The organism is Streptosporangium sp. NPDC000095 (assembly GCF_042899335.1).
In the GTDB taxonomy this organism is placed as follows: Bacteria; Actinomycetota; Actinomycetes; order Streptosporangiales; family Streptosporangiaceae; genus Streptosporangium.
This window is the reverse complement of sequence record NZ_JBIAZS010000008.1, coordinates 310988-324780: the sequence shown is the minus strand read 5'-3', so window position 1 is coordinate 324780 and position 13793 is coordinate 310988. Positions and strand designations below refer to the sequence as shown.

12 protein-coding genes are annotated in these 13793 nt (G+C 72.0%); 10 read left to right on the top strand and 2 right to left on the bottom strand.

All coding sequences use genetic code 11. From position 1 onward, the window contains the following. Positions 1-30 precede the first annotated feature (30 nt). Together menB and menD are read left to right on the top strand one after the other, a co-directional pair. Positions 31-879, top strand: a complete 849-nt coding sequence (gene menB, locus ACFY3V_RS20280) for a 1,4-dihydroxy-2-naphthoyl-CoA synthase (RefSeq protein ID WP_350947313.1) — start codon at positions 31-33, stop codon at positions 877-879. A 175-nt stretch (positions 880-1054) separates the two neighbouring features. Continuing rightward, the gene (gene menD, locus ACFY3V_RS20275) at positions 1055-2713 is read left to right on the top strand and encodes a 2-succinyl-5-enolpyruvyl-6-hydroxy-3-cyclohexene-1-carboxylic-acid synthase (RefSeq protein ID WP_362901253.1); all 1659 of its coding nucleotides are present in this window, start codon (positions 1055-1057) and stop codon (positions 2711-2713) included. 122 nt (positions 2714-2835) lie between these two features. Here menD and ACFY3V_RS20270 read toward each other — a convergent pair whose 3' ends face one another. Together ACFY3V_RS20270 and ACFY3V_RS20265 are read right to left on the bottom strand one after the other, a co-directional pair. Next, positions 2836-3573 (bottom strand): ABC transporter permease, encoded by a 738-nt coding sequence (locus ACFY3V_RS20270; RefSeq protein WP_362901255.1) that lies wholly within the window; start codon positions 3571-3573, stop codon positions 2836-2838. Further along, positions 3570-4256 carry an ATP-binding cassette domain-containing protein gene (locus ACFY3V_RS20265; RefSeq protein WP_362901257.1) on the bottom strand — a complete coding sequence of 229 codons (687 nt, stop codon included), beginning with the start codon at positions 4254-4256 and terminating at the stop codon, positions 3570-3572. Before ACFY3V_RS20265 ends, ACFY3V_RS20270 begins: the two co-directional genes overlap by 4 nt. Positions 4257-4413: 157 nt before the next feature. Here ACFY3V_RS20265 and ACFY3V_RS20260 point away from each other — a divergent pair, with 157 nt between their 5' ends. From ACFY3V_RS20260 to clpB, 8 genes are all read left to right on the top strand, one after another. After that, positions 4414-5538, top strand: coding sequence for a histidine kinase (locus ACFY3V_RS20260; protein ID WP_362901259.1), 1125 nt, complete (start codon positions 4414-4416; stop codon positions 5536-5538). 172 nt (positions 5539-5710) lie between these two features. Beyond that, a complete protein-coding gene (locus ACFY3V_RS20255; RefSeq protein WP_362901261.1) occupies positions 5711-6352 on the top strand; it encodes a response regulator transcription factor in 642 nt (213 codons plus the stop codon). A 192-nt stretch (positions 6353-6544) separates the two neighbouring features. Next, a complete protein-coding gene (locus ACFY3V_RS20250) occupies positions 6545-7027 on the top strand; it encodes a general stress protein (protein ID WP_350947163.1) in 483 nt (160 codons plus the stop codon). Between the two features lie 216 nt (positions 7028-7243). After that, on the top strand, positions 7244-9163 hold the full coding sequence (gene dnaK, locus ACFY3V_RS20245; RefSeq protein WP_362901263.1) for a molecular chaperone DnaK: 1920 nt from the start codon (positions 7244-7246) through the stop codon (positions 9161-9163). Further along, entirely contained in the window at positions 9156-9731 is a 576-nt protein-coding gene (locus ACFY3V_RS20240; protein WP_389775234.1) for a nucleotide exchange factor GrpE, read from the top strand. The genes dnaK and ACFY3V_RS20240 overlap by 8 nt, the downstream gene beginning before the upstream one ends. Further along, positions 9731-10681: a DnaJ C-terminal domain-containing protein gene (locus tag ACFY3V_RS20235; protein ID WP_389775232.1), complete on the top strand. Its 951-nt coding sequence runs from the start codon at positions 9731-9733 to the stop codon at positions 10679-10681. The genes ACFY3V_RS20240 and ACFY3V_RS20235 overlap by 1 nt, the downstream gene beginning before the upstream one ends. After that, entirely contained in the window at positions 10681-11169 is a 489-nt protein-coding gene (locus ACFY3V_RS20230) for a chaperone modulator CbpM (protein WP_362901269.1), read from the top strand. The genes ACFY3V_RS20235 and ACFY3V_RS20230 overlap by 1 nt, the downstream gene beginning before the upstream one ends. After that, on the top strand, positions 11160-13766 hold the full coding sequence (clpB, locus tag ACFY3V_RS20225) for an ATP-dependent chaperone ClpB (protein ID WP_362901271.1): 2607 nt from the start codon (positions 11160-11162) through the stop codon (positions 13764-13766). The genes ACFY3V_RS20230 and clpB overlap by 10 nt, the downstream gene beginning before the upstream one ends. Positions 13767-13793 lie beyond the last annotated feature (27 nt).

Below are 13793 nucleotides of genomic sequence, written 5' to 3'. Positions count from 1 at the left end.
CGGGTCGAGCCGGGCGTGGATGAGCGGGCGGTGGAGAAGGCGTCCGAGCGCGACGGCGCGGTCGACTGGAAGAGGTCCGGCCAGTACGAGGACATCGTCTACGAGACCGGCGAGGGTATCGCCAAGATCACGATCAACCGCCCGGAGCGCCACAACGCGTTCCGCCCGACGACGCTCTTCGAGCTCAAGGACGCCTTCAACGTCGCCCAGGAGGACGCCGAGGTCGGCGTGATCATCTTCACCGGCGCGGGTGACAGGGCCTTCTGCTCCGGCGGTGACCAGAAGATCCGCGGCGACGACGGCTACGTCGACAAGTCCACCCCGCACGTCGGCCGGCTCAACGTGCTCGATCTACAGGTCCAGATCCGCCGCTGCCCCAAGCCGGTCATCGCGATGATCGCCGGCTACGCCATCGGCGGCGGCCACGTGCTGCACGTGTGCTGCGACCTGTCCATCGCCGCCGACAACGCGGTCTTCGGCCAGACCGGCCCCAAGGTCGGCTCCTTCGACGGAGGCTACGGCTCCTGGCTGCTGGCCGAGACCGTCGGCCTGAAGCGGGCCCGTGAGATCTGGTACCTCTGCCGCCAGTACGACGCGCAGACCGCCCTCGACTGGGGCCTGGTCAACGCGGTCGTGCCGCTCGCCGAGCTTGAGACGGAGACGGTCAAGTGGGCGAGGGAGATGCTGGAGAAGTCGCCGCTCGCGCTGCGTATGCTCAAGGGCGCGCTGAACGCGGTGACCGACGGCGCCGCGGGGATGCAGCAGTTCGCCGGTGACGCCACCCTGCTCTACTACATGAGCGAGGAGGCGCAGGAGGGCCGCGACGCGTTCAAGGAGAAGCGCGCCCCCGACTTCGGCAAGTTCCCGCGCCGTCCCTAGCGGCGGCGGAAGTTCACGGCCGGGTGGCGGGGACAGGTTCTCCCGCCGCCCCCGGGGATGGCGGGGGTCCGAGGCGGTTCGGTCCCGAGGCGCGCCGCCCCGCATGGACGAGGTCGCCTTCGCGCGCCTCAGGACGGACTCACCCCCCCGGGTGCGGAGTTAAGGAGGCGGTGCGGTGAATCCCGCGACCGCGCTCGCGACGGTGCTGGTCGACGAGCTCGCCCGCTGCGGTCTCACGGACGTGGTGCTCGCACCCGGATCGCGGTCGGCGCCGCTCGCCCTGGCCGTGCACGCCGACAGCCGTATCCGGCTGCACGTGCGGGTGGACGAGCGCTCGGCCTCCTACCTGGCGGTGGGCCTCGCCCGCCGTAGCGGCCGCCCGGTCGTCCTGATCTGCACCTCCGGCACCGCGGCGGCCAACTTCCACCCCGCCGTCATCGAGGCGCACGAGTCGGGGGTTCCGCTGCTGGTGCTCACCGCCGACCGCCCGCCGGAGCTGCGCGACACCGGCGCCAGCCAGACCGTCGACCAGATCAAGCTGTACGGCACGGCCGTCCGCTGGTTCGGCGAGATCGGCGTGCCCGAGGACCGCCTGGGCCAGGTCGCCTACTGGCGGTCGACGGCCTGCCGCGCCTACCAGCGCGCGCTGGGCCCGTACGACCCGGGTCCGGTTCACCTCAACGTGTCCTTCCGCGAGCCGCTGGTCCCGGACGGCGACCCGTCCTGGTGCGAGTCCCTGGAGGGTGACAGCGAAGGGCCGTGGATCCGCGCCAGGGTGGCCTCCCCGCCGGTGGCCCTGCACCTGCCGCCGACCAGGAGGGGTGTGCTGGTCGTCGGAGACGGCGCGACCAACACGCGCAGATACGTGGCGGCGGCGGGTATGGCCGGATGGCCGGTCCTGTCGGAGCCCAACGGCGGCGCCCGCTACGGCGACCACGCGATGTCGACCTACCACTTCCTCCTCGGCACCCCGGAGTTCGCCGACCGGCACCGTCCCGACGTCGTGGTCACCCTGGGCCGTCCCGGCCTGTCCCGGCCGCTGCTGAACTGGCTGAGGCACGCGGACGAGCACATCGTGGTCGCCGCCGACATGACCCGCTGGCCCGACCCGACCCGCTCGGCCACCCAGGTCGCCCAGGTGGTGGAGATCCCGGTCACCGCGGGCGACGACGCGTGGCTGCACTCCTGGCGCCGTGCCGAGACGGCGGCGAGGGCCGCGATCGACGAGGTGCTGGACGGTACGGGGCTCAGCGAGCCGCGCCTGGCCCGCGACCTGGCGGAGGCGCTGCCCAACGGATCGCTGCTGTTCTCCGGTTCTTCCATGCCGATCCGCGACCTCGACCAGGCGATGCGTGCCCGGCGAGGTCTGCGGGTCCTGGCCAACCGGGGGGCGGCGGGGATCGACGGTGTGGTGTCGTCCGCGATGGGCGCCGCCCTCGCGCACAACGGCCCCTCCTACGCCCTGATGGGCGACCTGACCTTCCTGCACGACCAGAACGGGCTGGTCCTCGGCTCCCGCGAGCCCCGCCCGGATCTCTGCCTGGTCGTGGTGAACAACGACGGCGGCGGGATCTTCTCACTCCTTCCCCAGGCCGCGCTGCGCGACCCCTTCGAGCGGGTCTTCGGCACCTCGCACGGGGTGGACCTGGGCTACGTGGCCGCCGCCACCGGCACGCCGTACACCTTCGTGGACGAGCCGGGGCAGCTGGTCAAGGCGCTGCGCGGCGACGGGTTGCGCATGATCGAGGTGCGGACGGACCGGGAGTCCAACGCGGTGCTGCACTCCATGATGCGTGAGGCGGCCCACGCCGCCGTCCGCGACACCATGGCGTGACACCGCCTCCTCCGATCACATCGCACCGCGTGCTTTCCGAGGCGCGGCGCGGCCGGTCCGACGCGCTTCGTGACGGTGTCATGAAGGTGCCGTGACAGGGGTCGTGCCGCGGTGTCGCGAGATCACGTGATGTCGCGACGCAGGGTCAGCGCGCGGGCGGCGAGCACGATCACCGCGACGTAGCCCGCGAACAGCATCCCGCCGGCCCAGGCGGGCAGCAGCTCACCGGTACGCAGGGGCATGCCGCTCAGGGCCCTGGCCGCCCCGGTCGGCAGCCATCTGCCCAGCTCCGGCAGGAAACTGACGAGCAGGTAGTCGGCGTACATGAACCACACCAGCGCCACCGCCACCGCCGCGACCTGGTTGCGGATCAAAGCGCCCAGAGCCACTCCGAGCAGGCCATACAGGGCGACCCCGAGCGCCGAGCCGAGCAGGACGGCGGGTACGCCGGGACTCCAGGCGGGGTGGCCGGCCAGAGTGAGGGTGACCAGGCCCGCCACCAGCGTGACCAGCGCCGAGACCGTGGCGATCAGCAGGCCGACGATCCCGTACGCGGTCAGCTTGGCCGTCACCACCCGGCTCCGCCCCGGGGTGACCAGGAACTGCCAGGTGATCGTCTGGTGGCGGTTCTCCCCGGCCATGCCGAGTACGCCGAGCAGCAGGGTGACGACGTAGGCCTGCTGGGCCATGCTGTAGACGTTCTCGATCTGCGCGTCGAGTGGCATCCCGCCTTCCAGGCCCATCAGGAAGACCATCAGCCCCGCCCAGGCCACGCACAGCGGGGGCGCGAGGGCGGCGAGGATCCAGGTGGTGCGGCTCGCGCGTGCCTTGAGCAACTCGGCGCGGATCAGGCCGTTCACGAGGTCACCTCCATGTAGAGCTCCTCCAGGTCGGTCTCCGGGGCGAGCGGGCCCTGCCAGGCCAGATGCCCCGCCCTGACGATGATCACGTGGTCGGCGATCTGCCTGATCTCGGCGAGCACGTGGGTGGAGACCAGGACCGTGCGCCCCTGGTGGGTGTAGGCCCGCAGGAAACCCCGCAGCCAGCGCATGCCCGCCGGGTCCAGGCCGTTGGCGGGCTCGTCGAGGACGAGGATCTCCGGGTCGCCCAGGAGGGCGGAGGCGAGGGCGAGCCGCTGACGCATGCCCAGGGAGAAGCCCCGCACCCTGCGGTCGGCCGCGGCGGTGAGATCGACCTGCTCCAGAACCTGCTCCACGCGTCCGGGATCCAGGCCCGCGGCGAGACGGAGAGCCTCCAGATGCGTGCGGGCGCTCAGCGCCGGGTGGAAGGCGGTGGCCTCCAGCACCGCGCCGACCGTCCGGACGGGGCGTTTCAGGTCGCGGTAGGGCTCGCCGCCGATGGTCGCGCTGCCCTCGGTGGGCGTGACCAGGCCGAGGATCATGCGCAGGGTGGTGGTCTTGCCCGCCCCGTTGGGGCCGGCGAAGGCCGTGAGTGTTCCCCGTTCCACCGTGAACGACAGGTCGTCGACGGCCCGTACCCCGCCGAACGACTTGCCGAGGTGGGTGACGCTGATTGCTGACATGACCTCGACGATGGCCCCCGGGCGGGTGGGAGCGCACGGTCCCGGGGATGGATCTCGCGATGTCCACCCGGGAGGAGATCGGGGCCGCCGGGGGTGGAGGCGATCTCCACCCCGAGGCCCATGGCCCGCCGCAGGGGGGCGTGGATAGCTTGTGGGCGTGACGTTTCTCCGCCGCCCCTCGGTGCGCCGGTTCCTCACCGTCGTGCTGGTGGGCTACATCCTCTCCGGTCCGGTGATCGGCGCGGTCGAGACGGGCTGGCCCGGTCTGCTCGGAGTGGTCCCGCTCGGCGCCGCCACCGTCGGCTGCTGCCTGTGGGTGCTGCTCGGCCGGGAGCCGCGCCGAGACGCCCCGCTGCTCGCGGCGACCCTGGCCGGGGGACTGGCCCTGCACGGGATCAGCCCCTACAGCGGCATGGGGTTCATGTACATCGTGATCTTCGCCGCGCCGTTCAAAACCCGCCTCTGGCCGGCGGCGTTCCTGGTCACGGCGGACGTCGCCGCCACGACGGCCGTGTCCTTCCTGCTCGGGCTGCCGGTCGCGGAGGTGCTGGGCAACACCTTCGGCCTCACCTACGTCGCCGTCTTCGTCTTCCTGATGCGGCACGTGAAGGCGACCAGGGATCACGCCGCCGCGCTCGCCGAGGCGCGGGCGGGCGAGGCGGTACTGGCCGAGCGGGCCCGGCTGGCGAGGGAGGTCCACGACATCCTGGCGCACTCGCAGTCGGCGCAGATCGTCCACCTGGAGGGCGCGCGGCTGCTGCTTGAGCGTGGGCTTGAGCGGGGACCCGAGCGCGGAGAGGACACGGCGGCGGCCCTCGACCGGGTGAACCGCGCCGTGCGGCTGGCGCGCGCCGGGCTCGAGGAGACCCGCAGGGCGCTAGACGCGCTGCGCGGGGAGGAGCTTCCGCTGGCCGAGCGGCTGGAGCGGCTGGCGGTGGAGTTCCGTTCCGTGACCGGCTCGCCCTGCGCGGTCTCGGTCGTGGGGAACCTCGACGGCCTGGAGGCGGGGGCACGGCTGGCGGTGGCCAGGACCGCGCAGGAGGCGCTGACGAACGTGCGCAAGCACGCGCCGGGCGCCGCGGCGTCGGTGGCGTTGCGCCGCGTCGGCCGCTGGTGCGAGCTGGAGGTACGCGACACGGGCGGCCCGCCGGGCCCGGCGGCGCCGTCGGGAGGCGGATACGGGCTGGTGGGCATGCGGGAGCGGGCCGAGCTGATCGGTGGTTCGCTCGCCGTGCGTCCGGGTGAGGAGGGCTTCGAGGTCCTGCTGCGGGTCCCGGCGTGAGCCGCCCGCGGCGCGGCGCCATCGCGGGGGTGGGCGCCGCGCCGCGGACGGGTCACGCCGGTGCCGTACGGTACGACCACGCCGGGGAGTGTGATCGGCGCACGCGGGCGCGTTCGAGGGGCGTTCAAGGGGTTCGGCGGGCGTTCGAGAGGCAGGGAGGCAGGGAGGCAGGGTGAGCGTGCGGGTGCTGGTGGTCGACGACCAGACGGTGGTGCGCGAGGGGCTGGTGCTGCTCCTGGGGCTGCTGCCCGGCATCGAGGTGGCGGGGGCGGCGGCCGACGGACGGGAGGCGGTCGGGCTCGCCGGCTCTCTTCGGCCCGACGTGGTCCTGATGGACCTGCGGATGCCCCGGATGGACGGGGTGGAGGCGACCCGCAGGATCAGGGCCGCCCACCCGGAGATCCAGGTGGTGGTCCTGACGACGTACTCCGACGACGAGTCGGTCTTCGCCGCGCTGGCCGCGGGGGCGCGGGGCTACCTGACCAAGGACGCCGACGCCGAGTCCCTCGCCTCGGCCATCGCCACCGTGGTCGAGGGTGAGGCCCAGTTCGATCCCGGTGTCCAGCGGCGGCTCGCCGAGGCGGTGGCCGGGAGCCGCCGCACGCCTGACCCGCCCGACGGCCTGACCCGCCGCGAGAGCGAGGTGCTGCGGCTGATAGCGGCGGGCCGCTCCAACGCGGAGATCGCCCGGGAGCTGTTCATCTCCGAGGCGACGGTCAAGACGCACATCAACAATCTCTTCGCCAAGGCGGGACTGCGCGACCGGGCCCAGGCGGTGACGTACGCCTTCCGGCATGGCCTGGCCCCCGACTGACAGCGGATTCCCGGCCGACGGTGGGGGCGCGCCGGGAGCCCTCCCCGGCGGTGGCCCGACGGCAGGGGAACCCGCGCCGGGGTGACGGCGACGGCGATGACTGTCAGGTCTGGGGATGTGGGGACGCCGTCGCGGGGTCAGGGTGAGTCGAGTACGGATTCACCTCGCGGGTGCCCGTCGAAGGGAAGTGCCATGCGACCTGACGTCAATTTGACCGGCTATGAGACGGTTGCGAGTTTCGGCGACTACGCCGAGGCCCAGCGTGCCGTGGACCAGCTGTCGGACCAGAAGTTCCCGGTGGAGCACACGATGATCGTCGGAGTCGGTCTCCGGCTCATCGAGCGGGTGCTCGGGCGGCTGACCTATCTCCGCGCCGCGGGGATGGGCGCGGCGACCGGAGCCTGGTTCGGACTGCTGATCGGCCTGTTCTTCGCGATCTTCACTCCCGGGCGCTTCCCCTTCATCCTGGTGCTGTGGGGCCTGATCTGGGGTGCCATCGCCGGAGTGATCTTCGGGTTGGTCGGTCACGCGCTCACCGGCGGCAAACGCGACTTCCTGTCGTCGAGCGCGATCGTCGCCGACCGCTACGAGGTGCTGGCGGCGGCCGCGCACGCCGCCGAGGCGCGCAGGCTGCTCAACGTCGGTACGTCCCAGCAGATGCATCAGCAGATCTGACCGGCCGGAGCCACCCGGGCCGGAGCCCGTACTGACGGCGGCGCGGGCGATGTCGCTCGCGCCGCCGTCCCATGTCCGCCCATCCGGCCGGCCCGATCCGCCGGGCGGTTCCGGTGAAGACGCGGAACCACCGGGCCCGGGGGACGCCGGGCTGTCGGATGGGCACCGACGACGCCGTCCGGCGGGCGCCGGTGCCGCAGCGCATAGGAGGGCAGCATGGCTAAAGCAGTCGGAATCGACCTGGGCACCACCAACTCGGTGATCGCCACCATGGAGGGCGACAAGCCCACGGTGATTCCCAACTCCGAGGGTGCCCGGACGACGCCGTCGGTCGTGGCGTTCACCGACAACGGCGAACGCCTGGTGGGGCAACTGGCTCGCCGCCAGGCGATCCTGAACCCCAAGGGGACGATCTACTCGGCCAAGCGCTTCATGGGCCGCCGCCACGAGGAGGTCTCCAGCGAGCTGAACGCCGTCTCGTTCGACGTCGTTCCCGGCCCGGAGGGGGCCGTCCGCTTCAAGATCCACGAGAAGTCGTACGCCCCCGAGGAGATCGCCGCGGCCGTCCTGCGCAAGCTCGTGGACGACGCCTCGAAGTTCCTGGGGGAGAAGGTCACCGAGGCGGTCATCACCGTACCCGCCTACTTCAACGACTCCCAGCGCCAGGCGACCAAGGACGCGGGGAAGATCGCCGGCCTGGAAGTCCTGCGGATCATCAACGAGCCGACCGCGGCGGCCCTCGCCTACGGGCTCGACCGCAAGGAGAGCGAGACCGTGCTCGTCTTCGACCTGGGCGGTGGAACCTTCGACGTCAGCATCCTCGCCATCGGGGACGGCGTCGTGGAGGTGCGGTCGACCGCCGGCGACACCCACCTGGGCGGCGACGACTTCGACCGGCGGGTCGTCGACTACCTCGCCGACGAGTTCCAGCGGGACAACGGCATCGACCTGCGTCAGGACCCGCAGGCCCTGCAGCGGCTGTTCGAGGCCGCCGAGAAGGCCAAGGTCGAGCTGTCGGCGGTCAGCCAGACGCAGGTCAGCCTGCCCTTCATCACCGCGGACGCCTCCGGCCCCAAGCATCTGAACGCCACGCTCAGGCGCTCGACCTTCGAGGAGATCACCGCCGACCTGCTCGAACGGTGCAAAGGGCCGGTCCAGCAGGCGATGGCCGACGCCAAGCTCACCGCCGACGACATCGACGAGGTGATCCTGGTGGGCGGGTCGACCAGGATGCCCGCCGTGCAGAACCTGGTGCGCCGGATGACCGGTGGCAAGGAACCGAACATGACGGTCAACCCGGACGAGGTCGTGGCGCTGGGCGCCGCGATCCAGGCCGCCGTCATCAAGGGTGAGCTGAAGGACGTCGTCCTGCTCGACGTGACCCCGCTCTCCCTCGGCATCGAGACGCTCGGCGGGGTGATGACGAAGGTCATCGAGCGCAACACGACCATCCCGGCCCGCCGCTCCGAGACGTTCAGCACCGCGGAGGACAACCAGACCGCCGTGGACGTCGTCATCCTGCAGGGCGAGCGTGAGCGCGCCGCCGACAACCGCCCCCTCGGCCGGTTCCGGCTGGAGAACATCCGGTCCGCGCCGCGCGGTGTGCCGCAGGTCGACGTGACCTTCGACATCGACGCCAACGGCATCCTGAACGTCTCGGCCAAGGACAAGGACACCGGCGCCGAGCAGCGCATCACGATCAGCGAGAGCTCGAACCTGGACAAGAGCGAGGTCGAGCGGATGGTCGCCGACTCCGAGCGGCACCGCGAGGAGGACCAGCGGATGCGGCAGGTGGTGGACGCGCGCAACGAGCTCGACAGTGCCGCCTACCAGGTGGAGCGTCGCCTGGCGGAGCTGGGTGACTCGGTACCCGTCCACGAGAAGGCGCGCGGGGAGATGCTGGTGAACGACGCCCGCGACGCGATCAAGCAGGAGGCCCCGCTCGACCGGGTCCGCTCGCTCACCTCCGAGCTCCAGCAGGCCTACCACGGTCTCGCCGCGGCGGGCGCCGGCGTCTCGGGCGACGGAGCCCCGGGGACCGGCGGGGCGGCGGGCGGTCCGGGAGCCGCGGGACCGGCCGGCTCCCAGGGTGGCGGGGACGACGTCATCGACGCGGAGTTCACGACCGATGAGTGAGACACCCGAGGCACGGCGCGATGGCCGGGAGGAGACACCGGACCGGGGGCCGGAGGTCCGGGAGGAGCACCCGGGGTCCCCGGGGCCCCCGGAGAGCCTGGAGGCCCCGGACGAGCTCCAGGAGCGCGTCGTGGAGCTCCAGGCGCTGGTGACCGATCTCCAGGACAGGTGGCGGCGTGCCCTCGCCGACCTCGACAACCTGCGCAAACGCGTCAGCAGGGACGCCGCGCGGACCCGGTCGGAGGAGCGGGCCCGGGCCGCCGGGGAGTGGCTGCCCGTACTGGACAACCTGGACCGCGCGCTGGAGCACGCCGAGACCGATCCCGTCTCCATAGCCGACGGGTTGCGGGTGATCCGCGACCAGGCGCAGGAGGTGCTCTCCCGCCTCGGGTACGCGCGTCGTGACGATACCGGGGCCGTGTTCGACCCGGCCAGGCACGAGGCGGTGGGCGTGCTCTCGCAGGAGGGCGTGCCCGACGGCACGGTCGTACGGGTGGTGCGGCCGGGCTACGGGGACGGTGAACAGCAGCTGCGGCCCGCGCTGGTCGTGGTGGCCAAGGGGGCATGATGCCCCCTGACCGGGACTTCTACGAGATCCTCGGCGTGCGGAGAGGGGCGAGCCAGGAGGACATCCAGCGCGCCTACCGCAAGCTGGCGCGGGCCAACCATCCCGACGTCAACAAGGACCCCTCCGCCGAGGACCGCTTCAAGGAGGTCTCCGAGGCCTACAGCGTGCTGTCCGACCCCGCGACCCGGCGCCGCTACGACGCCTTCGGGCCGGATTTCCGTCAGGTGCCCGAAGACGTCGACCCCGAGACGTGGGCGCGCGCCGGGAGACGCGGGGCGGGCGCGGGCCGGGCCGGGGGCCGGAGCGGAGCGGGTCCCCGTGGCGGCGGCTTCGGCGGCTTCGAGGAGGGCGTCGACCTCGACGATCTCCTCGAAGGGCTGTTCTCCGGCGGCAGGAGGGGGCGCTCCGGCGCGAGCTGGGGGCCGATTCCCGGTGCCGACCAGGAGGCCGAGATCGTGCTGTCCTTCGAGGACGCCTACCGTGGCGGGCCCCGCTCCATCACCGTCGGCTCGCGTCGGCTGCGGGTCGACATCCCGCCGGGCGTCACCGACGGCCAGCGCGTCAGGCTGGCCGGTCAGGGCGGCAAGGGCGGTGAAGGGGCGCCCGCGGGCGACCTCTACCTGATCGTCAGGATCGCCCCGCACCCCCGCTACCGGGCCGAGGGGCGCGACATCCACGTCCTGCTCCCGGTCGCCCCATGGGAGGCGGCGCTCGGAGCCTCCGTCGCGGTCGACACCCCCGGCGGCGAGACCAAGGTCAAGGTGCCGCCGGGCACGTCCAGCGGCAGGCGGCTGCGGCTGCGCGGCCGGGGGATGCCCAGCCGTCGCGACAAGCCGGGCGACCTGTACGCCGAGGTGCGGATCATGGTCCCGGAACGGCTGTCCGAGGAGGAGCGGCGGTTGTTCGAGCAGCTCTCCTCGGTTTCCACGTTCGACCCGAGGAGACGGTGATGAACGACCCGTTTTCCGAACGCGGACCGCGCCGGCCGGAGCCGCGCCCCGCCCACCCGCGGGAGCGGGCGGAGCGCGCCGGACGCTCGTCGGCCCCGGACGCGGTCTCCCACCCGCGAGAGAACCGGCGGGAGGCCCCAAGGGAGGCCCCGCGAGAGGTCCCGCGAGAGGCAGGGAGGACCTACCAGCTGACCAGGCCCGCGCGCCTGGATCTGGAGACGTTCGCCGCCCGGACGGGGACACACCCCGACCTGCTGCGGCGCCTCGTCGTGCTGGGTTTGCTCGACGCCTGGACCGACGCCGAGGGGAACCTGTGGTTCCCGCCTCCCCAACTGCTCACCATGGCGCGCATCCGGCGGCTGCGCGCCGGATTCTCGATCAACTACGCGGCGCTCGGCCTCGTACTGGACCTGCTGGACCGCATCGCAGAACTCGAGGCCGCCCAGCGCGGTCGTTCCCGACCCACCGGAGGCCCGCCGTGGACATGAACCAGCTGACGCAGAAGTCACAGGAGGCGCTGCACGACGCGCAGACCAAGGCCCTGCGTTTCGGGCACACCGAGGTGGACGGCGAGCACCTGCTGCTGGCGCTGCTCGACCAGCCGGACGGGCTGATCCCGCGCCTGCTCTCGTACGCGAACGTCGACACCGACCGGCTCAGGACCGAGTTGGAGGCGGGGCTGGACCGCCGCCCCAAGGTGAGCGGTCCCGGCGCCTCGCCCGGCCAGGTCTACGTGACGCAGCGGCTCTCCCGCCTGCTGGAGACGGCCAAGCGGGAGGCCGACCGGCTCAGGGACGAGTACGTGTCGGTGGAGCACCTGCTCGTCGCCCTGCTTGAGGAGGGCGGCTCGACGGCCTCGGGGCGGCTGCTGCACGAGCAGGCCCTGACCAGGGACGGCTTCCTCAAGGCGCTCACCGCGATCCGCGGCAACCAGCGGGTGACCTCCGCGATGCCCGAGGTGGCGTACGAGGCGCTGGAGAAGTACGGGCGCGACCTGGTGGCCGACGCCATGTCCGGCAAACTCGACCCGGTCATCGGGCGTGACGCCGAGATCCGCCGCGTCATCCAGATCCTGTCGCGCAAGACGAAGAACAACCCGGTCCTCGTCGGCGACCCCGGTGTGGGCAAGACCGCCATCGTGGAGGGCCTCGCCCTGCGGATCAGCCACGGGGACGTGCCGGAGGGACTCAAGGGCAAGACGGTCTTCAGCCTCGACATGGGTTCGCTGGTGGCCGGGGCCAAGTACCGGGGCGAGTTCGAGGAGCGGCTCAAGGCGGTGCTCAACGAGGTCAAGGCCGCGGAAGGGCGGATCCTGCTCTTCGTCGACGAGATGCACACCGTGGTGGGCGCGGGAGCCGCCGAGGGCGCGATGGACGCGGGCAACATGCTCAAACCCATGCTGGCCCGTGGTGAGCTGCACATGATCGGGGCGACGACCCTCGCCGAGTACCGCAAGCACGTCGAGAAGGACGCGGCCCTGGAGCGCCGGTTCCAGCCGGTGATGGTCGACGAGCCCTCGGTCGAGGACGCCGTGTCCATCCTGCGCGGCCTGCGCGAGCGCCTGGAGATCTTCCACGGCGTGAAGATCCAGGACAGCGCGCTGGTGGCGGCCGTCGTGCTGAGCCACCGCTACATCTCCGACCGTTTCCTGCCCGACAAGGCCATCGACCTGGTGGACGAGGCGTGCGCGATGCTGCGTACGGAGATCGACTCGATGCCCGCCGAGCTCGACGAGCTCACCCGCAGGGTGATGCGCCTGGAGATCGAGGAGGCCGCGCTCGCGAAGGAGGAGGACTCCGCGAGCGGGACCCGGCTGGAGGAGCTGCGCAGGGAACTCGCCGACCTGCGCGCCCAGGCCGACGCGATGCGGGCGCAGTGGGAGGCGGAGCGGCACGCCCTGCGCGCCGTCCAGGCCCTGCGCGAGGAACTGGAGCACGTACGCGCGGAGGCGGAGCGGGCCGAGCGCGACTACGACCTCAACCGCGCCGCGGAGCTGCGGCACGGCAGGTTGCCCGAGCTGCTGCGGCGGCTCGAGGCCGAGGAGGAGCGGCTGTACTCCAAGCAGGGCGCCTCGCGCCTGCTGCGCGAGGTCGTGACCGACGAGGAGATCTCGATGATCGTCTCCCGATGGACGGGCATCCCGGTGAGCCGGCTGCGCGAGGGCGAGCGTGAGAAGCTCCTGCGGCTCGACCAGATCCTGCACGAGCGGGTGATCGGCCAGGACGAGGCGGTGCGGTTGGTGGCCGACGCGGTGATCCGGGCACGCTCCGGCATCAAGGACCCGCGCCGCCCGATCGGGTCGTTCATCTTCCTGGGGCCCACGGGCGTCGGCAAGACGGAGCTGGCCAAGGCGCTCGCGGCGGCGCTCTTCGACACCGAGGACAACATGATCCGCATCGACATGAGCGAGTACCAGGAGCGGCACACGGTCAGTCGTCTCGTCGGCGCGCCCCCCGGTTATGTCGGGTACGAGGAGGGAGGCCAGCTGACCGAGGCCGTGCGGCGCAAGCCCTACTCCGTGGTGCTCTTCGACGAGGTGGAGAAGGCGCACGCCGATGTCTTCAACACGCTGCTGCAGGTGCTCGACGACGGCAGGCTCACCGACGCGCAGGGCAGGACCGTCGACTTCCGCAACACCGTCCTGATCATGACCTCCAACCTCGGCTCCCTGTACCTCCTCGACGGCGTCACCTCGACCGGGGAGATCGAGCCCGAGGCGAGACAGCGGGTCATGGCCGAGCTGCGCTCCCACTTCCGCCCCGAGTTCCTCAACCGCGTCGACGACATCGTGATCTTCAAGCCGCTCACCCCGGAGGAGATCGAACGCATCGTCGACCTGATGTTCGTCGAGCTGCGCGACCGCCTCGAACAGCGGGGCATCCGGCTGGAGGTCACCGAGGCGGCGCTGCGGCACATCGCCGAGCGAGGCTACGACCCCGTGTACGGAGCCCGCCCGCTGCGCAGGTTCATCGCCAGGGAGGTCGAGACGCGCATCGGCCGCGCGCTCCTGTCGGGGGAGGCGGACGAGGGAGCCGTGGTCCGGGTGGACCTCGGCGACGACGAACTCGCCGTCACCTACGGGTGAGTCGCCGACCGCGGACCAGCGGAACGG